The sequence below is a fragment of the Brevibacillus sp. GCM10020057 genome (assembly GCF_042683565.1).
Taxonomy (GTDB): domain Bacteria; phylum Bacillota; class Bacilli; order Brevibacillales; family Brevibacillaceae; genus Brevibacillus.
Genome location: NZ_JBHUJW010000021.1, coordinates 118,466 through 137,963, shown reverse-complemented (window position 1 = coordinate 137,963; position 19,498 = coordinate 118,466). Strand labels below are relative to the sequence as shown.

Below are 19,498 nucleotides of genomic sequence, written 5' to 3'. Positions count from 1 at the left end.
GAAGCACATCCCCGTCATGTCGAGCACTGCTCGTCTTTCGGTTCTCCCAGCGCCGCGTACAAGGCGGGCACGACGAGAAACAGGATGCAGGTCGCAGCCGTGACGATGCCGGAGTCGTTGAGCGCAAGTCCCGCCAGCGAACCGGCGATGACTCCGGCGAAGCCTTTCATCAAAAACGGCGTGTCGGCAGCCAGATGGCGCAAAAACCTGTTGCTCCACAAGGCCAGAAGCCCAAGGACGAGAAGCGAGACGACGAACACCTTGCTCCAGATGGAGAGGCGGATCAACCGCACGTTCATCGCGATTTTGCGTTCGATCATCTGCCCGACCTCATCCCACTGGCCGTTCACGATCCGCTCGGCAACCATGCCGATATGCGTCAGCGGCTGATCGGTCCACAGACTGAAGGCGATCAGCGCCATAACTCCCCCCATGAGGCCCCCTGTCAAAAGCAGGAGGCCTTTTTTGCCAATCGTCCAGCCTTGCAGCCGCGAGATCGTCACGGAAAAGCCGACGAGCCCCGCCAGAAAACCGCCCGCATCCGTCCCCAGCCCCGGTGCCGCCATGTAATACAGCACCACCGCAAAAAAGAAAGTCGCCAAATACGGGCGCACGCTTTTCCAGGCGAGCTCATACAGCGCTGCCACCAGCATGATCGCGCTCCCGATCAACACCCCCTCGAACTCGTTGCCCAGCCCGTAAAACCTCGCGCCGATCACCGGGTCGTAGCCGAGATAGGAGCGGCTCATCAGGTGCGCCCCTGTCCATCCGTCCGCCAAAAGGCTTGCCACCGTCACGCCGCAGACGATGGCAGTCGTCTGCGCCAAGGAACGCTGCTCCAGCCAAAAAGCAGCAAGCAGCGCTGCCACGATGAGGGCTCCGAGCACGAGCGGACCGGGAGCCATCCAGCCAAGCGCTCCTTCCAGAAGCAACAGGACCGGAAAGCAGAGCATGGCGAGCAGGGACAGCCGCACGCCTCGCCGCAGCCGCTCCAGCCTGCAGGCTGCCTGCATCCGTTTACCGATCATCCATAACAGGGAGGCAGAAGCCAGCGTGATAATTTGCAGCATGACATACGAGTAGAGGACGGAAGGTCGCGTGGCGTAAGTGTGATGAATACGCTCGACCATCGGCAGCAGCTGCGCCACTCCTCCCCCTCCATCCGTGCGGAAAGGATGGCCGTCCACTCCTTTCGGGATCGGAATTTCCAGCCACGAGAGAACGGTCGGCAACACATCCAGGCCGCTGACGAGGCCGGGCTGGCGCGTCGTCGCGGAAGTCAGCAGTCCCGGTTTGCCCCCACCCCATACGAGCACGGGAGGAAGGAGCGCTTTTTCCTTGGCCGACCGCGGATTGACGGACGGTGCAAGCAGCAGCACAAGCTGGTTGTCCCGCCGCTTTGCAAGCAGCTGATCCAGAAAGTCTCCCAGCTGTGCCAACACCCGCCTGTACTGACTCTCGAACCGGTCCGGGTGCATCTCGTCCGCCAGCTGATACAGCCGGGACAAGTCGGAAAGCTGCACCGTCACCAGCCCTGATATCCGGTCTTCCCGCAGCTTCTGCATCAAGTAGGGATAATTCGTTTCCAAGCCGTAGGGAGCCATCGGATTGGCAACGAGCGTCCGGGTAGTCAGGTCGCCTGCCGGAACCTTCCCCTGTGCGTCCATGGCGAACAGGACGCTGTGCCGCTGCCGGATTCCTTCCCCGTAGTCTCCGTTGCCGTAGACCGCAACCGGTACTCCATGCTTGGCAAGCGTCGAGCCGAGCAGGCCGATCTGCGGGGAATACGGCTTGTCTGCATTGTCGGCGAGCAGGCGGAAAATACCGGGAAAAATGATCGATGAGCGCGCCAGCTGCTGCGCTTCTCCCGCTGCCCCCAGCTCCTGTGCGCGTTCGCCTGCCGTCTCGTTGGGCGACAGCGCCTCCCATGGATGATAGGCCGTTCCGCTGCGCTCCGTATAAAGCGCTTGCCCCCCGCTCCCCATCAGCAAACAGCCGTTTGCCGCCGTCCTTGCTCCCGGTGTCCGGATCGACAAGGCCCCAGCTCCGGCTTTGCCCAACCATTTATCCACATGTGGATACTCGCGCAGCCGTTCCAGGTCGGAAAACGACAGCCCTTCCACAAACAACGCGATCACCTGCCGTTGTTCCCTAACTCCGGCTGCATTTCCGTTTATTGCTCCTCCAAACAATATCAGGAATGACATACAGACCATGATGACCCTGTTCTTCACTGCTGACCTCCTGTTGATAACCGTACCGCTCTTATCCACATATTCCACAAAACAATCCACAGGGCTGAGGGCGATTTTCCCGGTCATTTTTCGTGTTATCACCAGTATTCACAGGAGGGGGTAGGAACAACCCGAAAAGTTATTCGGATGCTGTGGATAAATAAAAACATCCCCGTCCAGCCGCCTTCTGAAAGGCAAGCATGGACGGGGACCGTTCAGCCCTGTCAATGTCCGGACAGCGGCAGCCCCGGCACTCCGTTCAGATCGAGTGCGGCGAACTGCCCTTTTTCGTAGCGGATGTATCCTGCTGCAGCAATCATCGCGGCATTGTCCGTACAAAGAGACAACGGCGGAATGACCAGCGGGATTCCTTCTTCCTGGCAACGGCTCTGCAGCCGCTCCCGCAATCCGCGATTGGCGGCGACACCGCCCGCCAGCAGCACCTGCTTCGCCTTGTGCTCCCGGACTGCTCGCAGCGTTTTTTCCACGAGCACTTCTGTCACGGAGTCCTGAAAGCTGGCCGCCAGATTGGCCGGTTCGATGGTCTCGCCACGCTGCGCCGCGTTGTGCAGCGTATTGAGCACCGCCGACTTGAGACCGCTGAAGCTGAAGTCGTACGAATCCGGCTCCAGCCACGAGCGCGGCAAGGGCACATTGGGCACGCCTTCATGCGCGAGCCGGTCGATGTGCGGGCCGCCCGGATACGGCATCTGCAGCGCGCGCGCCACCTTGTCGTACGCCTCGCCCGCCGCATCGTCGCGCGTCTCGCCCAAAATCTCGAACTGGCCGTGCTCCCGCATCCAGACGAGCTCGGTATGCCCGCCGGAGACGACGAGCGCGATCAGCGGGAAGTCCATTTCCGCCACCAGCCGGTTCGCGTAAATGTGACCGGCGATGTGGTGCACGCCGATGAGCGGAATGCCCCGCGCCAGCGAAATCGCTTTGGCCGCCGCCACGCCGACAAGCAGCGCGCCGACCAACCCCGGTCCGTACGTCACCGCGATGGCGTGGATGTCGTCCAACGTCTTACCCGCTTCGGACAATGCTTCCTCGATCGTCAAGGTGATGTTTTCTACGTGGCGGCGCGAAGCCACCTCGGGCACTACCCCTCCGAAGCGCTTGTGGATATCGGCCTGCGAGGCGATTACATTGGAAAGCACTTCCCTGCCGTCGCGCACGACAGCGGCAGATGTCTCGTCGCAACTGGTCTCGATTCCGAGAATATAAGTCGGCTCTCCCGACTGTTTGTGCGTTTGGTACGCCTGTTGCACGCGCATATCGTAGCGCGACGTATATGTCCTGTTCATTACAATTTCACCCACATAATAATTGCGTCTTCGTCATTGTCGGAATAGTAGCGTTTGCGCACACCGTGCTCCTTGAAGCCGAGCTTGGTGTACAGGTTGCGTGCGACGGTATTTGACGGCCGCACCTCCAGCGTCATGCTCTTGGCGTGAAACATTCTCGCCACGTTCATCATCTTGATCATGAGGGAAAGGCCGATCTTTTTCCCCCGGTACAGCGGATGGACCGCCACGTTGGTAATATGCGCCTCATCGAGGATAATCCACATTCCGCAGTACGCCACGATGCGGTTTTGATGGACGACCACGACATACCGGGCATTGGGATTTCTCGTCAGCTCGCCGACGAAAGCTTCATGGGGCCACGGGGTGCTGAACGACAGCCGCTCCAGCTCTGCGACGGCAGCGACGTCCTGCATCGTCATAAAACGAAATTCCAGCTCGTGTTGTTGGATCATTGCCATTACTCCTTTGCGGAACCCTCCTGCTTTTGGGCCAGCCACTTGGCTTCTGCTTCCGCCAATTGAAGGTATTCAGGCACCAGCTCATGCGCGTTTTTGCCCTCCTGCAGCCGGCGCATCGCCAAATAGCCGATGTGCGCCGCTCGCGGGTGGTTGTGCGCCGGTGTGGCAAAGCGCGCTTGCTCGCCCAAGCCTTGCACGATCGCCTCCCGGTGCAGGCGAACATCTTCCCCGAGAAACAGAATCGGGTCACCTTGCGCCTGCTCGCGAAGCGCCGGCAGCCACTCCTGCAGAAGGATGATTTTCTCGCTCTCCTGCAAGGCGACGAAGTCCAGACCGTCTGTCCGGTAGCAGCCCGAGTAGACCTGTCCTCTGCGCGCATCGAACAGCGGCACGATCAGCCCGGGAAAGCCCGCGGCGTTCATGGCGACCGCCTGCAGGCTCGAAATGCCGACGACAGGCAGATTCAGCGACCACGCCATGCTCTTTGCAGTCGCCACGCCGATCCGCACCCCTGTGTACGAGCCGGGACCCTTGGCTACGCCGATTCCGCCAAGCTGCTCCGGAAGGGTATCCGTCGCATCCAGCAGCTCGGATATGCAGTCCATGAGCCGGGTTGAATGGTTTTTCTGCTGGTTGGTCGTCATCTCGGCCAGAACCCGTTCTTCGTCTACGACCGCTACACTCAACACCAGATTGGACGTGTCAATCGCCAGTACGCGCATCAAAATCAAACTCCTCACACAATTTCACGTAACGCTCGCCCTGCGGCACCAGCTCAATCAGACGTTCGTCCTCTCCGGCTGCACGCAAAAAGACCGTCAAACGGTCTGCGGGGAGCACATCCTCGATCAGGGAAGCCCACTCCACGACACAGACCCCTTCGCCAAAAAAGTAATCGTCCAGCCCGAGCGAGTCCACATCGTCGCCCACGCGGTACACGTCCATATGATAGAGCGGCAAGCGCCCCTGATATTCTTTTATGATCGTAAACGTCGGACTGTTCACCACTTGCCGCACGCCGAGTCCGCGACCCAGCCCCTGGGTGAACGTCGTCTTGCCTGCTCCCAGGTCTCCCTCCAGCGCCAGAAAGTCGCCCGGCTTAAGCGAAGCCGCGAGACTTTCCGCGAAACGGTGCGTTTCCTCTACGCCCGACAGCGTCCACTTGTACGCCATGCTTGTCCTCTCCTTTTCATTCACGCCGTCCAAAATGGTTGAAGCCCGCTTTCGCCAGCGGCATGCTCCTGCCTGCTCTTGCGCAGGTGACAGCCGGCTTGCCATCCGCACTCGCCTCCACGCTGCCGATGACGGCAAACGGAATCCCTGCTGCCGCAAACTGCTCCGCCAGCGCAGCCACGCCGTCCGCTTCGGCCGTCCCGACGAGCTGGTAGTCCTCGCCGCCGTAAAAAGCCCAGTCCAACGGGTCCTTCCCTGCCTCTGCGGCATAGGACGACACTTCCGCCCGGATCGGGACCTGGTCGGCGTCGATGGCGATCGCCACCCCGCTCGCCTCGGCAATTTCCCACAGTTCGGAGGCAAGCCCGTCGCTCACGTCGTTCAACGCGCCGCACGACCGGGAAGCCAGCAAAAGCCTTCCTGCCGTCACTTGCGCGGCAGGCCGCTGATGTGCCTCCACCAGCGGCTGCAACTCGGCGGGAAAGCGGCTGTTCGGGTCTTTTTGCTTCAGCAGCAGATGCAGTCCCGCCGCCGAGCTGCCCACATGCCCGGTCACGAAAACAGCCTGTCCCGGCTTGGCGTGGGAACGGCGCAAAGCACGCCCCTGCTCCACTTCCCCGAGCACCGTCACAGACAGATGCAGAGCATCCGGTGCAGAGACGGTGTCTCCTCCGATCAGCCGCACCCCGTACGCATCGCAGGCCGCGTAGATGCCCTCGTAAATCTCGCTCGTCTCATCGGCCGACCAGCCGGGAGATACCGCGATGCTGACCAGCGCGTACCGGGGCAGCCCGCCCATCGCCGCGACGTCACTGATATTGCTGATGACCGCCTTGTAGCCGATGTCGCTCGGGCGCATCGTCTCCTTCAAAAAATGGACGGTCTCGACCATCGCATCGCAGCACGCCACCACTTCCATGGCAGGCGACGGCGCAAAAACAGCGGCATCATCCCCGATTCCGACGGTCAAGCCGTCTCCCTCCTGTCCGTCCGAGCGGCTCGTCCATTGCCGGATCAAGGAAAACTCGTCGTGTGCCACTTCCAACGCTCCTTTACGGCATAGTCCATCCATTATAACGCTGCTGTCCAAAGGCGTGCAAGAAAGCCGCTCTTCCCCACGGTTCAGCACCCTTCACGTGGAAACCGGCTCTGGCAGCTCGCGCAAAACCAGCTTGCCGCTGCACCGGCCGCAGCGATAGCGGGCCGGATCCATTTTGCGCTTGCGCTTGTAGCTCATGCCGCACGCCTGGCAAACCAGCTCGTATCGATACGGCAGCCGCGTGCGTCCGCCGCCTACCTGCTGGCAGTAGCGGCTCCCGCCGACCTGCTTCAAGAGCTGCTGGAAGTCGCGGTCCGCGTGACGGTACCCCCGCTTGGCCAAATGCAGGTGGTAGTGGCACAGCTCGTGCTTGATGATCGCCACCAGCTCATCCATGCCGTGTTCCTCCCAATGCTTCGGGTTCAGCTCGATGTCGTGGGAGCGCAGCAAATACCGCCCGCCCGTCGTGCGCAGACGGCTGTTGAAGCGCGCCTGGTGGCGAAAGGGCACGGCAAAAAATTTGGCGGAGATGTCCTCCACCAGCTTCTGCAATTCCTGATCGGTCATCTCGTCTCCTCCGCTCCTGTCTTTCTTTCACCATAGCAGTTCCGGTTGAAAAGTGCCAGACAGATAGGCTACACTGATTCATAGAAAAGTAGAATGGTGGAGGAGCTTATGCGCTATTTGCTGTTGCAGGAAGGCACCGGACTTCGGTTCGTCGCGCTGCCTGAATCGCATATGTATCAACTGGTCGCTCTCTTCAAGCGGCTGCACAAGGAAATCGACAAACTGACTATCACAGATCGTCCCGAGCTGCCGCACGTCGTCGCGGAATGTGCCGACCTTGAGCTTATCAGCCAAGACTATGTGATCGCAGACGGGCTGGATTACGTGAGCCAACTGGAACGCCGCTTCGCTTCCTTGCAGGAGAACGAATACCCGCTCATTTCCCTTTTGACGGAAATCCGCGCCCTGCAGGCACAGCTGGAGTATTTGCAGGAAGAAGAGTAAAGAAAAAACAGGTACCTCCAGTTCGTCCTGTGCATACACTGGCCAGTAGACGAATAACTCCAGGAGGTACCTTCATGCCACAATGGATGCGCAGGCAATTGCAGCGTGCCTTCAGCGGGAAGGATGTTCGGCAGATCCGTCTGCTGAACAGTTGTTGGTTTTTATATTGGGAAAAACATGGCGGCCGTCCCGAATAGCAGGACGCCGCCTTTTTGTTGCCGTCATACGCGGCATCGCCTCAACCCTCTGTCGGCGCGATCAGCGTCAGCCCGACCCGTTGGCGCTTCTCGTCGATTTCCACGACCCACACATCCACGATGTCGCCCACCGTTACCACCTCGAGCGGATGCTTCACATAGCCTTTTTTCAGGCGCGAGATGTGCACCAGCCCGTCGTTTTTCAGACCGATGTCCACGAAGGCGCCGAAGTCCACGACGTTGCGTACCGTTCCCTGCAGCTTCATGCCCACGGCAAGATCGGATAATTGCAGCACGTCGCTGCGCAGCAGCGGCTTCGGCAACTCGTCGCGCGGATCGCGGCCCGGACGCAGGAGGCTTTCCACGATGTCCGCCAGCGTCGGCTCGCCGATGCCCAGCTTCTGCGCCGTTTCAGCGACGTTCAACGACTGCAGCTGCTTCCGGCACTGGTCGCTGCCGATTTCCTCCGGCGCGATTCCGATCATCTGCAGCAGCTGGTGAGTCGCTCCGTACGACTCCGGGTGAATCGGAGTCTTGTCCAGCGGATTGGTGCCGTCCATGATGCGCAAAAAGCCGATGCACTGCTCATACGTTTTGGCTCCGAGACGCGGCACGCCTTTCAGCTCGTCGCGCGAGGCAAACTTGCCGATCTCCTCGCGCTTTTTCACGATGTTGCCCGCCACCTGCTTGCTTATGCCCGAGACATACTGCAGCAAGGACATCGAAGCGGTGTTCACGTCCACCCCGACGTGGTTCACTGCCGATTCGACGACGAATTGCAGGCTGTCCGCCAGGCGAGCTTGGGACACATCGTGCTGGTACTGCCCGACCCCGACCGATTTCGGATCGATTTTCACCAGTTCAGCCAGCGGGTCCTGCAGGCGCCTTGCGATCGAGACCGCGCTGCGCTCGGCGACGTCCAGGTCGGGAAATTCTTCCTTCGCCAGGGCGGATGCGGAATAGACAGAGGCCCCTGCCTCGTTGACGATGATGTACTTCACGTCTTTTTTCAGTTCCTTGAGCACGTCCGCGATAAACTGCTCGGTTTCGCGCGACGCCGTGCCGTTGCCGATCGCCACCACGTTGACTCCGTACTTTTCGATCAGCTGCTTTACCTTGGCGGACGCTTCCGCTACCTTGTTGTTCGGCGGCGTCGGATAGACGACCGTTACTTCCAAAAGCTTGCCTGTCTCATCGACGACGGCCAGCTTGCAGCCTGTCCGGTACGCCGGGTCGACCCCGAGCACGACCTTGCCCTTGACGGGGGGCTGCAGCAGCAGGTTGCGCAAGTTTTCCGCGAAAATGTGGATGGCCCGCTCTTCTGCGGTCTCCGTCAGCTCTGCGCGTACTTCCCGTTCGATCGACGGGGCGATCAGCCGTTTGTACGCGTCCTCTACTGTCGCTTCCAGCAAGGAGCGCACTACGGTGTCGCGGGGAATGGCGCGTTTCTGAATCCACGGCAGTATTTCCGTGACCGGCGCCTCGACCGTCACCTTCAAAATGCCCTCGCTCTCACCGCGGTTCATCGCCAGCACGCGGTGCGGCACGATCTTTTTCAACGGCTCGCTGTAGGCGTAATACATCTGGTATACATTTTTTTCATCGGCTTCTTCTGCCTTTTGCTCCGACAGCAGCAGACCTTTTTGCTGCGTACACTGCCGCACCCATTGGCGAATATCCGGATCATCTGAAATATGCTCGGCCACGATGTCCATTGCTCCCTGCAGGGCAGCTTCCGCGGAGTCGACGCCTTTTTCCGGGTTCACGTACTTGGCAGCTTCCGCCTGCGGGTCGCCTGTTTTCGGCAAGCTGAGCAAGTAGTTCGCCAAAGGCTCCAGCCCTTTTTCCTTGGCCATCGTCGCCCGCGTACGGCGTTTTTGCCGATATGGACGGTACAGGTCTTCCACTTCCTGCAATTTGGACGACTGCTCGATCGCGGCCTTCAGCTCATGGGTCAGCTTGCCTTGCTCCTCGATCAGCCGGAGAACTTCCTCCTTGCGCACAGCCAAATTGCGCAAATAACGAACGCGTTCTTCAATGGCGCGAATCTGCGTCTCGTCCAGCTGCCCGGTCAGCTCTTTGCGGTAGCGGGCAATAAATGGGACTGTGTTTCCTTCATCCAACAGGGCAATCGTGCGCTGTGCCTGATGCGGCTTGATCCCTGTTTCCTTGGCGATGGTCTGGATCATCAGCGTAAGTTCCATACATGTCCTCCTGCGCTCGTTCTTCGCGTTTATTGTACCATACTTGCCGAATCGACCCGGAAACCGGATCAGAAAAGCGGACGCAAAAAAGGAGCGTCAGCCGACGCCCCGTATCGCTTCCTTTTCTGTTACATGACCGTTTCGTGCAGCCCCACTTTCAGCGCTTCCCGCAGCTTTCCCAATGCGCGGCGCTGCAGCCGCGAAATGTGCATCTGCGACATGCCGAGCAAATCGCCCGCCTGCTTTTGGCTCAGGTTCTGGTAATAAGTTAATTGAATGATTTCCTTCTCACGCTTGTCCAGTACGTGCAGGGCACGCTCCAGCATGAGATTTTGCTCTACCTGGCCATAGCCGGGCTCCTGCACGCCGATCAGGTCCAGCAGCGTGATTGTGTTGCCATCGCTGTCCGCTTCCAGTTCGCTGTCCATGGAAAGCGAATGATAGCTGCGTCCCATTTCCAGCGTCTCCAGCACCGCTTCTTCCGACACACCGAGACAGCGCGCAATATCTGCGATTTGCGGTGAACGCTGCAACTGGACTGTCAGCTCGTCGACAACCCGTTTGATCTTCGGACTGAGCTCCTTGACCCTGCGCGGAACGTGGACGCTCCAGGTCTTGTCCCGAATGTACCGTTTGATCTCGCCCACGATGGTAGGGATGGCAAAGCTCTCGAACGTCCGGTCAAACGACGGATCGAACCGGTGCAGCGATGCCAGAAGTCCGATCATTCCTACCTGGATCAGATCTTCGTGCATGATTTGGCCGCGGACAAACTTTTTGGACAACGCCTCAACCAGCGGAGTGTACGCTTGCACCAGCAACTCCCGCAGCGAAGCGTCGCCCGTCTCCCGAAACTGGTAGATCAGCTTTCTCAACTCCTCGGGACTATACTTCTTCTTCCGAGACTGTCCGGTCATCACCTGCCACCCCATCCCGAAGAACATACTTGGTCATGGTGACCGTCACACCGTTTTCCGAGCGAATCTCCACTTCGTCCATGAGGGCGTGGATCAAATACAGACCCAATCCTCCCTCATCCAACTCTTCGACGCCTCTCCCCGCATAGATAGGCCCAAGCTGGTCGGGGGCAATCTCGCTTTCCAGCCCTCTGCCTTCATCGGTGACAGCGATGACCAGCCGGTCCGGATAAACATGGCAGTCCAGCGCGATCACGCCGTCCTGCTCGTCCGGCCGGTACGCGTGAATGACCGCATTGCTGCATGCCTCTCCTACCGCCAGCTTGATATCCTCGATCTCGTCAAAGGAAAAGCCAAGGCGATGAGCCACCGCCGATACCGTCAGCCGCGCAACCCCCAAATAGTCGGGCAGGCTGGGCAGCCGAAGCGAAATGATGTCTTTCCCAAGTCTGCTGCTGTCCATTACTCGCTCGCTCCTTTGCGGATGGAGATCAGCTCATACAATCCCGTAATGCGAAACAGCCGCTCCACCCGGGAAGACAGATTCTGTACCGCGAGCACGCGCCCCGTCTGCTTGCACGCTTTCATTACAGCGATAAAAATGCCGATCCCGGTGCTGTCCATATACTCTACGTTTGCCAAATCGACGACGATCGACGCCGCGTCCGGCGACTCCACCAATGCCATGATTGCTTCTTTTACTTTCGGTCCCGTAAATGCATCGACATCCCCAAAAAGGTTCACTTGATGCTCCGTCTCGCTGCTTATCGTTTCGATAGTCAGGTCCATCCGCATCTCCCTCCTGGTGCAGCTCAAGTTCTTCGCAATACAATCATGGTGTAATCATCCGGCAGTTCAAACCTGGAGAGCAGCAGCAGCTTGCTGTAGAGCCGATCCGCCATCTCTTGGGCCGATCCTCCGACTTCCGCTGCCAGAAAAGACACCAGCTCGTCCCTTTGTAAGTAATATCGGTCAAATTTCCTCTCCGTTACACCATCAGTCAGAAGAACCAGAACATCCCCGACTTCCAGGCGAATTTCCTGCTCTTTATACTGGCAGTCGGAGCAAATACCCAGCGCCTTCCCTTCCCCTGCCATGTCGTAAAAACGGCCTTCCCGCGCCCGGTACACAAAGCCCGGCTCGTGTCCCGCCACCGCATACCGGAAGCTGTGCCGGTTCGTATCGTAGAAGCCGAACAACATGGTGACGAACATGCTGGGATCGATGTTGCGTTCGACAATCCGGTTGAGGTGGTGCAGCATTTCTCCCGGCCCGTGCAGCATCTCGCCCAGGCTCTCCATCGCGTACTTCAGCATGGACGTACACATCGCGGCGGATATTCCCTTGCCCGTAATATCGGCAATCGTCAGGCAGAACCGCCCGTCGTCGTGAGACACAATGTTGTAGAAGTCTCCGGAAATCTGCTTGGCCGCCACGCTGATCAATCCGATGTCCACTTCCGGAGTGGACGGAAGCTCGCGCGGCAAAAGTGATTTCTGCATGGCAGACGCTACCGCCATCTCCGATTGCAGCTGCTTGTGCTTGCTTCGCAGGCTCGTCACGGCCCGGTGCTCATTGCCGTATTCGATCATCAATTCTGTCAAAATGGTGAAGGACGCCCGCACGAATTCCGGAACGTCTCCGAACTTCTCCAGCGCTCTTCCGTGCAGGTCGATCAGCTCTTCAGGTGAGAAATCCTGCAGCAAAAGCCATTTGCCCAGCTGCTGGGCATCGTACAGCTTGTCCTCACCCTGGCCTGCGAAATAGTCCCGGAGAAGTCGCAGATACTCTTCCTCAATACCCCGGGTCATCATCTCGTTCACCTTCCCCTGTTACCTAGCGCCATTTTACGATCTGAACCCGCGTCCCTTCCCCGGGAACACTCTGGATGTCGAATTCATCCATCATGCGCCTCACACCGGGCAGTCCCGCCCCCAAGGCCCCGGAAGTGCTGTAGCCGTCCTCCAGCGCCTTGCGAATGTCTGCAATTCCTGGTCCATGGTCTACTGCCGTCACTTGCAAGCCGATTGCCCCGTCGCGCTCAATCGGCGATATCGTAATCGTTCCCTTGCCTGCATACAAAAAAATATTGCGAGCCAATTCAGAAATGGAGGTGGCCATGCGAGACTGCATAATCGTGCCAAATCCCAGCTCCCGCGACATATTTCGACCTGCTTGCCTCGCTGCGACAATATCCGACTCTGTCTCTATCTTGATTGTCTCAGGATACAAATCTGCCACAATCAAAAAACTCCTTCCGCCCTCACAAGGTAGGTAGAAATGAAATGGATAAGGATAAAACACCTCTACCGAGGCCTGTACAAGGATGAACGGCCCTCATCAAATTGTGTCACATTTTGTCTAATATTTACTACCACACATTCGCTATGCATACATGATTTCCCTGCCCAACAGCAAAAAAACCACTTGCTTCACTCAAGTGGCTTTTCCTCTCCAAAGGTCTGATCCATTGTATCAAAAATCAATGAGTCCCAGGCTGATTTGCAGGGATTCATTCACCCGATCCATCATCTCGTCGTCGAGATGCGTGATCTTGTCGGTCAGCCGTTGTTTGTCAATGGTCCGAATTTGTTCCAACAGAATGACGGAGTCACGATCAAATCCATATGTTTTTGCGTCAATCTCAACATGCGTAGGCAACTTGGCCTTTTGAATCTGTGCCGTTATGGCTGCGACGATGACCGTCGGACTAAATCGATTTCCAATGTCGTTCTGAATAACTAAAACAGGCCGAACGCCTCCTTGCTCAGAGCCAACGACCGGTGACAGGTCCGCGAAAAATACATCGCCACGTTTGACAATCACTGGTCACACCCCGCTAACTAAGCGGACAAGAGTATGGTCAGCCTCTTCCTCAGCGCCAAAAGCCTCCGATGCCATTTTCAGATTGATCTTCGCCATCTCCATATACCCTTTTTGCATCGTTTCGCGGATTGTGCGTTTTTTACGCTCCTTCAGATACAGATGCATCGCCTGGCGAATGAATTCGCTGCGATTGGATTTTTCCTTCTGAATCACGCCGTCCACTTCTTGAAGCAAGTGTTGTGGCAAACTGATCATGATGCGTTTCGTGTTTGACTTCGACAAGACAAATCCACCTCCAACCATGACCGTAACTTTCATCCGCTAAGCATGTTCCCCTGCCTGTGACAGTATGAACAATACCATTATGTCGAAACCATTGCAAAAATATACCTGTCCGTACGCCTTGCAGGGAAAAAACCCCGCTTTTTGCACTTACCTAGTATTCGCGCTCGAAAGCTAAATTCCTGCCGTTTTTTGCTTGCCAGTTATTTACACTCTCCTTGGGCGCATGTTTCGCGGCGATCGGGTGAAACACCCCTGTCTGCCTACCGTTCCGGAAGTAGACACGGGGGATGCGGTAATTCAGCATGCAAGGCACTTCGTAATTGATCGTGCCAATGAGGGCGGCTATCTCATCCAGCGAAATCTCGTCTTCGCCCTGCCTGCCGTACAGGACTACTTCGTCATCGACCTGCACAGTTCCCTGCTCGATCCGCACCATGACCTGATCCATGCAAACCCTGCCAACAATGGAAGCACGCGTTCCATTGTACAAGACTTCTCCCCGGTTGGACAACAGGCGAGAATATCCATCTGCATATCCGATCGGGAGCGTCGCGATCGTCTCCCCAGGCTGGGCGGTATACGTCGCGCCGTAGCTGACGGTAGACGGCTCGGTCGCCGTCTTCACGTGGGCGATCCGCGTCTTCAGGGAAAGGGCCGGTACGAGTGCCACATCCGCACGCTCTTTCATATAGGGTGAAGGGTATAATCCGTATAAACCTATGCCCAAACGGATCGTATCATACCCCCATTCGGGAAAAGCAATCGCCGCTGCCGTATTGCAGCAGTGAACCTTCGGCAGCTGCTTGCCTGCCGCGCGGAGGGGTTGGAGCAAGCTTTGAAACGTTTCGTGTTGTCGTCGCACATGGGTGGTATCCGGTTCATCGGCACAGGCGAAGTGGGTAAAAATGCCGGTCCAGGTGAGCTTGGGGCTTGCCTCGATGGTGTCTGTGACGCGAAGCAGCTCTTCGACTGTGCGAACGCCCAGACGTCCCATGCCGGTGTCCGTCTTGATATGGATGCCGACAGGCGCGAGGTCTGCCTTTTGCAACACGCGGTTCGCTGCGGCTATCCAGTCCGGATCGTAAGCCGTCAGTTCGACCTGCAGCCGGCTGGCAGGCTCCACGGACTCGGCCGGCGTATAGCCGAGCACCAGAATCGGCGCCTCAATCCCCGCCTCGCGCAAGACGATCGCTTCATCCAGCATGGCGACCGCCAGCGAGTCCGCCCCGCTCAGCAGCGCCTGTCTGCCTACCTCAACTGCGCCGTGGCCGTACCCATCGGCCTTTACCACTGCCATGATGCCGGTCGACGCCGGCAAATGCCTCCTGAACGTCTGCACGTTGGCCGAAATCGCGTCCAGATTTACCTCAACCCAAGTGTCACGACAAAACGGTTTCATGCTTATCTCCTCTTGTTCACTTTGTTATAGTAAAACAAACGTTCGTTCAAGTGCTTGAGAAATTCGCGGGAAACCATCAGCGACTCCCGTTTTCCGCCCACTCTGTAGAAATGGCGGCCTTCGTAAATCTGCTCCACTTCGGACAGCGGATAGCTGGCTTCCTTGCCTGACATCGAGATGATCAGGTGGGTTTTCGTCAGCTTGTACACAGGGCGCAGGATGGCTTTGTACAACAGGGGCGACAGACCTACGACCGCAATCGCGATCGCAAAGGCGAGCACCTTGAATGCTGTGTTGTTGCTGGGAATGATCTGCCCGAGAATGAGCATCCCCAGCACAAACACGACAGTCTCCATGACGCGCATCCGCACGCTTTTGCGCAGGAGCATGTCCTTGTACGTGGATGCTTCCTCGTACAAAACATCCGTAGACGGTTTTTTCATGAACTGCATGCCACCTCATTACGATAGAAGTTACTTTGACTGTATCGCGTTTGCCTGCCGCATGTCAATTCGCGAAAGGGGCAGTTGCCTAGGAGCGAGCCGGTAGTGAAGAGCGAGAAGCGCGGAAGTGCAAAGGAACATGACGGGCAGCAAAAAGGCAGGGAGCCTTGTCCCTGCCTCGTTGGTTCGGTCAGCTTATTCAGCGGTTTCTTTGATTTCTGTTCTTTCTTTTTTCTCATGCTTGTTTTCGATCATTTGCTTCACGAGCTTCTCCAGATCAGCGCTGCGTTTGTCTGCTTCTTCCTGGGTCAGCTTGCCGGCCTTCACTGCTTCCGCCAGCTTTTCTTCATGCTGCTTCACCAGCAGGGCGACGACATCGTCTTCCGATACGCCTTGTGCTTGCGCTACCTCTGCCAGCGTTTTTCCGGCTTTCAGCTCTTCCTGCAGCTTGGCTTCGTCCAGCTTCAGCAGCGCCAGCAGGTCTGCGTTCTTGCCAAAGACGAAGCCGAAGCCTTTGTGAACGCGCATCTGATGAGCGGCTTCCACCATTTTTTTCACGCGGTCAGCAGCGTTTTCGCTCATTTTGTCCGCTTGCTCCTGCGTCAGCTTGCCGGCTTTTACCGCTTCCGCCAGTTTGTCAGATTGCTGTTTGACCAGCAGGGCGATGACATCGTCTTCCGATACGCCTTGCGCTTGTGCTACCTCTGCCAGCGTTTTCCCGGCTTTCAGCTGTTCTTCCAGCTTGGCTGCATCCAGCTTCAAGAGAGACAGCAGCTCTTCGTTTTTGTCATAGGCAAATCCGAAGCCGACCGGCCCTCTGCCTTGATGGGTGCTTTCCAGTTCTGCCTTGATCCGCTCTGCGGCTTTTTCGCCCATTTTGTCCGCTTGCTCCTGCGTCAGCTTACCAGCCTTCACCGCTTCCGCCAGTTTGTCAGATTGCTGTTTGACCAGCAGGGCGATGACATCGTCTTCCGATACGCCTTGCGCTTGTGCTACCTCTGCCAGCGTTTTCCCGGCTTTCAGCTGTTCTTCCAGCTTGGCTGCATCCAGCTTCAAGAGGGACAGCAGCTCGGTGTTTTCCTTGTGGGAGATGCCGAAGCCGCCGCGGTGCTGCATTTTGCCTCCGAATTTCACATCTGCCGGTTTATGGATATCTTGTGTTTGCGCTTGTGTTTGCGTAGTGTCAGCTGCCAGCGCGCTGCCCAGACTTCCGATACTCAGCACGGCCGCCATCGTTCCCAAAAGCATTCCCAGTTTTGCTTTGCTAAACATATTATCCTTCCATCCTTTCATCACTTGGTTGGTATCTTGCACCATTTTTCGGTACAACCATAGTGTACATGGGCTTTTTTTGATTTCCGTTTGAGAAAAATGGAAAACTGTAGGGAATTTTTCGCCGCTTCTTCCACATTTCACTCACAAGTGCGGAAAAGGACAAAAAAAAGAGGGCGGCGCACCGTCCCCTCTTTGCGATTGATGATTATTTGCCGCCGATGCCGTACGTCGACTGGGCGACCTTGACCATTTCTTCCTCCGGCAAATCTCCTGCCAGCATGAACTCCACGCCATCCAGCTCCCATGTGAGGTAGCGGCGGCCGTCATTCGTCTGCGCCAGCACCCCGATCGTGAAGCCCAGATCGATCGGCATGCCTTGCTCGTAGGAGACAGAAGTAGCAGTCGGACGCGCTTCGGTCAGCTTGTAGTTATAGGAGCCTTTGTAGCTGAGGACGACGGTGCGCTGACCATCGCGCGTCACCGGTTCGATGTCGCCCTGCTGGACGCCTTCGGGCACATAGGTCGGCACGATGACGCCGAACTGGCTGGATGGCACTTGCGCGGCCCCGATGTTTGGCTGCGCCATGGTCGGAATGGAAGGCAGCGAGCTGGTGGTCATGTTGCGGTCTTTGTCAAAAGCATCCTTGTCGAAGGATGGATTGAACACAAATTCAGAAAAGTCAATCTTTACAAGCGGATTCATACTCGAATCCATAATTTCCGCGTGCGTCGGTTTGAAATCTTCTGTCAGCCAAATTTTTTGTCTGGTCAGGGAGCGATTGCCGCTGTAGTTCGCTTTGACTTCAAACACGTACTGCTTGTCATCCATCTTCATCTGGCGCTCGGTATCGTCGATAATGCTGCGAGCAAGCGTCTCGTACAGGTAGAGCGGCCCGTTGTTTTCCGGCCAGCCGCTTTGGAAGCGGAAGCTCTTGTTCAGATGCGGCGTGAGCACGAACACCCCTTCGCTGTTCCGCAGGATGATCTGAGTGATGCCGCGCTGCTTGGACGTCAATGCTACCCGGTAGTTGGTCGGTTTTTCGTACCATACCTGCACGTCATACTGCATGGGAGTAGAGCCGGTTTGCATGGTCAGTACGGCTTGAGACTTGTAGCCAGTCATTTTTCCCAGCGTACCGCTCAAGTCGCTCACCACGTCTTCGGGTGTTTTTTGACCAAAGCAGCCGCCGAGCAGCAGAGTGAAGACCAACAATAACACCAGTGGTAAAGCTGCCCGTTTCATTCAATGAACTCCTCCTTGTCAACATTTTCGACAAAGAAGGGCATCCCTGTCTATTTCCTGGGAAATCTGTCAGTCTTTCGCCTCTGGCAGCGCACATCGTGTCTATGTTCTGCACCATTTTCTGGAGAAGGACGCGATATCGCACGATCGGCTTACAGACTTACCCTTCCTGTAAGAGCAGGTAGTCCCTCCTGATCTACGCGATATAAATGTATGTCCATCCTCGTCCCAATATGCAGACAAGTTTAACACTCTTCCACGACTACATAGGCGATGGCATGAGACTGGCTGTGCGAGATGCTCACGTGCACCCGTACGCGCTGCGGGTTCAGACCCAGCCGGCTGTATACGTGCGGGCTGAAGGACAGCTGCGGCTTGCCTGAATCGGTCGGCACGATTTCCATGTCCAGAAAGCTGACGGCCTCGCCGATCCCCGTCCCGAGCGCCTTGGCCCCTGCTTCCTTGGCTGCGAAACGACCTGCTATGTATTCTGCCTGCCTCGCCTCTGATTTTCCCGCCAAAAGCTGCTGCTCCCTGGGGGTGAGTAAGCGGCCAATCGCTTTCGGCTGCCTTTTGACGAGAGTGGAGATTCGCTCAATTTCGATCATATCAACGCCGATCCCGACAATCATGGCTTCATTGCTCCTGTCTTGCAAATTTCTGCTGTCAACGTACCACTCCCCATCATTGTTGGCAAGGAAAAATAAAAACAACCCCCGCATGATACGGGGGCCGTCTTGCCTCGCGCGACTACTCGGTAGCCTGGCTTTGTTGAGAAGCGGACTTTTGTGCAGACTTTTGGTTCTGGCGGCGAACCTCCGACACGTTTGTCTCGCTTGCGAATTCAGTCGCATTGTTTTGCGCTTCGCTTGCCTCATTCATAGCATTTTGCTTGTTTTGCTTAGGCATTGTTCCATTCACCTCCTCGACGTCGCTGAATATAATTTGTACCGTCCCCCATTCAGGTATCCGCTCCTGATTTTTCCAGCTTTTGCGCAGGCCATCTTCCGGAACGGCCGCGCCGCACGGGACATCCGCAAAGGGCGGTTGTCAAAGGCAATCGGGGGCACTTTAGAAGGGAAGAGACATGCAGGAATTGCCCTCCAAAGAGCGAAGAAGTGTGTTCCGATTCTTGATACCTGAAAGGAGCGCCAGCAAAATGGCTACCGTCATTATTTACACGCAAACAACCTGCGGCCCATGCCAGGAGGAAAAAATGTGGCTGACCAGGCAGCAGGTCGCTTTTGAAGACAGAGACATCCGCAAAAACGACACGTACTTCCAGGAGGCGATCCGGCTGGGCGCCAGCATGACCCCTGTTACCTACATCCGCAAAGACGATGGCGAGGAAATCGTCATTCACGGATTCGACAAGGACGCCCTGCGGGAAGCGCTGTCTTTGCCCGAACAAGGATAAGAACGCGCTACCGGAATCACCGGAACGAACAGGCCTGGGCTTATTCGTTTATTCCCAAATAAAAATA

General features: G+C 57.0%; 24 protein-coding genes. 3 read left to right on the top strand and 21 right to left on the bottom strand.

All coding sequences use genetic code 11. The features are described 5' to 3' along the window. Window positions 1-14 precede the first annotated feature (14 nt). The 7 genes from ACFSO0_RS06595 to ACFSO0_RS06565 form a co-directional block, all read right to left on the bottom strand. Complete coding sequence (locus ACFSO0_RS06595; RefSeq protein ID WP_376878063.1) at window positions 15-2,138, bottom strand: hypothetical protein; 2,124 nt, start codon at window positions 2,136-2,138, stop codon at window positions 15-17. A gap of 320 nt (window positions 2,139-2,458) precedes the next feature. Beyond that, window positions 2,459-3,541, bottom strand: coding sequence for a tRNA (adenosine(37)-N6)-threonylcarbamoyltransferase complex transferase subunit TsaD (tsaD, locus tag ACFSO0_RS06590; RefSeq protein ID WP_376878060.1), 1,083 nt, complete (start codon window positions 3,539-3,541; stop codon window positions 2,459-2,461). After that, window positions 3,541-3,996 (bottom strand): ribosomal protein S18-alanine N-acetyltransferase, encoded by a 456-nt coding sequence (gene rimI / locus ACFSO0_RS06585; protein ID WP_376878057.1) that lies wholly within the window; start codon window positions 3,994-3,996, stop codon window positions 3,541-3,543. The genes tsaD and rimI overlap by 1 nt, the downstream gene beginning before the upstream one ends. 5 nt (window positions 3,997-4,001) lie before the next feature. Continuing rightward, window positions 4,002-4,724, bottom strand: coding sequence for a tRNA (adenosine(37)-N6)-threonylcarbamoyltransferase complex dimerization subunit type 1 TsaB (gene tsaB, locus ACFSO0_RS06580; protein ID WP_376878054.1), 723 nt, complete (start codon window positions 4,722-4,724; stop codon window positions 4,002-4,004). Further along, window positions 4,705-5,175 (bottom strand): tRNA (adenosine(37)-N6)-threonylcarbamoyltransferase complex ATPase subunit type 1 TsaE, encoded by a 471-nt coding sequence (gene tsaE, locus ACFSO0_RS06575; RefSeq protein WP_376878051.1) that lies wholly within the window; start codon window positions 5,173-5,175, stop codon window positions 4,705-4,707. The genes tsaB and tsaE overlap by 20 nt, the downstream gene beginning before the upstream one ends. 16 nt (window positions 5,176-5,191) lie before the next feature. After that, window positions 5,192-6,214: a thiamine-phosphate kinase gene (gene thiL / locus ACFSO0_RS06570; RefSeq protein ID WP_376878048.1), complete on the bottom strand. Its 1,023-nt coding sequence runs from the start codon at window positions 6,212-6,214 to the stop codon at window positions 5,192-5,194. Window positions 6,215-6,307: 93 nt separating this feature from the next. Next, window positions 6,308-6,781, bottom strand: coding sequence for a SprT family protein (locus ACFSO0_RS06565; RefSeq protein ID WP_376878045.1), 474 nt, complete (start codon window positions 6,779-6,781; stop codon window positions 6,308-6,310). A 108-nt stretch (window positions 6,782-6,889) separates the two neighbouring features. Here ACFSO0_RS06565 and ACFSO0_RS06560 point away from each other — a divergent pair, with 108 nt between their 5' ends. Both ACFSO0_RS06560 and cmpA read left to right on the top strand, forming a co-directional pair. Then, window positions 6,890-7,225, top strand: coding sequence for a hydrolase/acyltransferase (locus ACFSO0_RS06560; RefSeq protein WP_376878042.1), 336 nt, complete (start codon window positions 6,890-6,892; stop codon window positions 7,223-7,225). A gap of 74 nt (window positions 7,226-7,299) precedes the next feature. After that, the gene (gene cmpA / locus ACFSO0_RS06555; RefSeq protein WP_152985748.1) at window positions 7,300-7,422 is read left to right on the top strand and encodes a cortex morphogenetic protein CmpA; all 123 of its coding nucleotides are present in this window, start codon (window positions 7,300-7,302) and stop codon (window positions 7,420-7,422) included. Between the two features lie 41 nt (window positions 7,423-7,463). Here the strand turns inward: cmpA and ACFSO0_RS06550 are convergent, their stop codons facing one another. From ACFSO0_RS06550 to ACFSO0_RS06485, 14 genes are all read right to left on the bottom strand, one after another. Further along, a complete protein-coding gene (locus tag ACFSO0_RS06550) occupies window positions 7,464-9,626 on the bottom strand; it encodes a Tex family protein (protein ID WP_376878039.1) in 2,163 nt (720 codons plus the stop codon). 128 nt (window positions 9,627-9,754) lie between these two features. Beyond that, window positions 9,755-10,543 carry an RNA polymerase sigma factor SigB gene (sigB, locus tag ACFSO0_RS06545; RefSeq protein ID WP_376878036.1) on the bottom strand — a complete coding sequence of 263 codons (789 nt, stop codon included), beginning with the start codon at window positions 10,541-10,543 and terminating at the stop codon, window positions 9,755-9,757. After that, complete coding sequence (rsbW, locus tag ACFSO0_RS06540) at window positions 10,512-11,006, bottom strand: anti-sigma B factor RsbW (protein ID WP_376878033.1); 495 nt, start codon at window positions 11,004-11,006, stop codon at window positions 10,512-10,514. The genes sigB and rsbW overlap by 32 nt, the downstream gene beginning before the upstream one ends. Beyond that, on the bottom strand, window positions 11,006-11,332 hold the full coding sequence (locus tag ACFSO0_RS06535; RefSeq protein WP_376878030.1) for an anti-sigma factor antagonist: 327 nt from the start codon (window positions 11,330-11,332) through the stop codon (window positions 11,006-11,008). Before ACFSO0_RS06535 ends, rsbW begins: the two co-directional genes overlap by 1 nt. 23 nt (window positions 11,333-11,355) lie before the next feature. Continuing rightward, window positions 11,356-12,357 carry a PP2C family protein-serine/threonine phosphatase gene (locus ACFSO0_RS06530; RefSeq protein WP_376878027.1) on the bottom strand — a complete coding sequence of 334 codons (1,002 nt, stop codon included), beginning with the start codon at window positions 12,355-12,357 and terminating at the stop codon, window positions 11,356-11,358. Between the two features lie 22 nt (window positions 12,358-12,379). After that, window positions 12,380-12,790, bottom strand: coding sequence for an anti-sigma regulatory factor (locus tag ACFSO0_RS06525; RefSeq protein WP_376878024.1), 411 nt, complete (start codon window positions 12,788-12,790; stop codon window positions 12,380-12,382). Window positions 12,791-13,018: 228 nt separating this feature from the next. Beyond that, window positions 13,019-13,369, bottom strand: a complete 351-nt coding sequence (locus ACFSO0_RS06520; protein WP_005830205.1) for a type II toxin-antitoxin system PemK/MazF family toxin — start codon at window positions 13,367-13,369, stop codon at window positions 13,019-13,021. A gap of 3 nt (window positions 13,370-13,372) precedes the next feature. Continuing rightward, entirely contained in the window at window positions 13,373-13,672 is a 300-nt protein-coding gene (locus ACFSO0_RS06515) for a CopG family ribbon-helix-helix protein (protein ID WP_025845698.1), read from the bottom strand. A gap of 133 nt (window positions 13,673-13,805) precedes the next feature. Continuing rightward, window positions 13,806-15,053, bottom strand: coding sequence for an alanine racemase (gene alr, locus ACFSO0_RS06510; RefSeq protein WP_376878019.1), 1,248 nt, complete (start codon window positions 15,051-15,053; stop codon window positions 13,806-13,808). 2 nt (window positions 15,054-15,055) lie between these two features. Beyond that, complete coding sequence (locus ACFSO0_RS06505) at window positions 15,056-15,496, bottom strand: hypothetical protein (RefSeq protein ID WP_376878017.1); 441 nt, start codon at window positions 15,494-15,496, stop codon at window positions 15,056-15,058. Window positions 15,497-15,691: 195 nt separating this feature from the next. Then, window positions 15,692-16,768 (bottom strand): coiled-coil domain-containing protein, encoded by a 1,077-nt coding sequence (locus tag ACFSO0_RS06500; protein ID WP_376878014.1) that lies wholly within the window; start codon window positions 16,766-16,768, stop codon window positions 15,692-15,694. Window positions 16,769-16,976: 208 nt separating this feature from the next. Beyond that, window positions 16,977-18,014 (bottom strand): DUF4367 domain-containing protein, encoded by a 1,038-nt coding sequence (locus ACFSO0_RS06495; RefSeq protein ID WP_376878011.1) that lies wholly within the window; start codon window positions 18,012-18,014, stop codon window positions 16,977-16,979. Between the two features lie 245 nt (window positions 18,015-18,259). Beyond that, window positions 18,260-18,646 (bottom strand): holo-ACP synthase, encoded by a 387-nt coding sequence (acpS, locus tag ACFSO0_RS06490; RefSeq protein ID WP_376878008.1) that lies wholly within the window; start codon window positions 18,644-18,646, stop codon window positions 18,260-18,262. Window positions 18,647-18,764: 118 nt separating this feature from the next. Beyond that, window positions 18,765-18,923 carry a gamma-type small acid-soluble spore protein gene (locus ACFSO0_RS06485; RefSeq protein WP_376878005.1) on the bottom strand — a complete coding sequence of 53 codons (159 nt, stop codon included), beginning with the start codon at window positions 18,921-18,923 and terminating at the stop codon, window positions 18,765-18,767. Between the two features lie 250 nt (window positions 18,924-19,173). Between ACFSO0_RS06485 and ACFSO0_RS06480 the strand changes: the two genes are divergently transcribed. Then, window positions 19,174-19,431: a glutaredoxin family protein gene (locus ACFSO0_RS06480; RefSeq protein ID WP_376878002.1), complete on the top strand. Its 258-nt coding sequence runs from the start codon at window positions 19,174-19,176 to the stop codon at window positions 19,429-19,431. Window positions 19,432-19,498 lie beyond the last annotated feature (67 nt).

Coding starts and splice junctions, on each gene's coding strand:
- tsaD (WP_376878060.1), bottom strand. CDS start 3,541: ATGAACAGGACATATACGTCGCGCTACGATATGCGCGTGCAACAGGCG.
- rimI (WP_376878057.1), bottom strand. CDS start 3,996: ATGATCCAACAACACGAGCTGGAATTTCGTTTTATGACGATGCAGGAC.
- tsaB (WP_376878054.1), bottom strand. CDS start 4,724: ATGCGCGTACTGGCGATTGACACGTCCAATCTGGTGTTGAGTGTAGCG.
- tsaE (WP_376878051.1), bottom strand. CDS start 5,175: ATGGCGTACAAGTGGACGCTGTCGGGCGTAGAGGAAACGCACCGTTTC.
- ACFSO0_RS06565 (WP_376878045.1), bottom strand. CDS start 6,781: ATGACCGATCAGGAATTGCAGAAGCTGGTGGAGGACATCTCCGCCAAA.
- ACFSO0_RS06560 (WP_376878042.1), top strand. CDS start 6,890: ATGCGCTATTTGCTGTTGCAGGAAGGCACCGGACTTCGGTTCGTCGCG.
- cmpA (WP_152985748.1), top strand. CDS start 7,300: ATGCCACAATGGATGCGCAGGCAATTGCAGCGTGCCTTCAGCGGGAAG.
- ACFSO0_RS06550 (WP_376878039.1), bottom strand. CDS start 9,626: ATGGAACTTACGCTGATGATCCAGACCATCGCCAAGGAAACAGGGATC.
- sigB (WP_376878036.1), bottom strand. CDS start 10,543: ATGACCGGACAGTCTCGGAAGAAGAAGTATAGTCCCGAGGAGTTGAGA.
- rsbW (WP_376878033.1), bottom strand. CDS start 11,006: ATGGACAGCAGCAGACTTGGGAAAGACATCATTTCGCTTCGGCTGCCC.
- ACFSO0_RS06535 (WP_376878030.1), bottom strand. CDS start 11,332: ATGGACCTGACTATCGAAACGATAAGCAGCGAGACGGAGCATCAAGTG.
- ACFSO0_RS06530 (WP_376878027.1), bottom strand. CDS start 12,357: ATGATGACCCGGGGTATTGAGGAAGAGTATCTGCGACTTCTCCGGGAC.
- ACFSO0_RS06515 (WP_025845698.1), bottom strand. CDS start 13,672: ATGGTTGGAGGTGGATTTGTCTTGTCGAAGTCAAACACGAAACGCATC.
- alr (WP_376878019.1), bottom strand. CDS start 15,053: ATGAAACCGTTTTGTCGTGACACTTGGGTTGAGGTAAATCTGGACGCG.
- ACFSO0_RS06505 (WP_376878017.1), bottom strand. CDS start 15,496: ATGAAAAAACCGTCTACGGATGTTTTGTACGAGGAAGCATCCACGTAC.
- ACFSO0_RS06500 (WP_376878014.1), bottom strand. CDS start 16,768: ATGTTTAGCAAAGCAAAACTGGGAATGCTTTTGGGAACGATGGCGGCC.
- ACFSO0_RS06495 (WP_376878011.1), bottom strand. CDS start 18,014: ATGAAACGGGCAGCTTTACCACTGGTGTTATTGTTGGTCTTCACTCTG.
- acpS (WP_376878008.1), bottom strand. CDS start 18,646: ATGATTGTCGGGATCGGCGTTGATATGATCGAAATTGAGCGAATCTCC.
- ACFSO0_RS06485 (WP_376878005.1), bottom strand. CDS start 18,923: ATGCCTAAGCAAAACAAGCAAAATGCTATGAATGAGGCAAGCGAAGCG.
- ACFSO0_RS06480 (WP_376878002.1), top strand. CDS start 19,174: ATGGCTACCGTCATTATTTACACGCAAACAACCTGCGGCCCATGCCAG.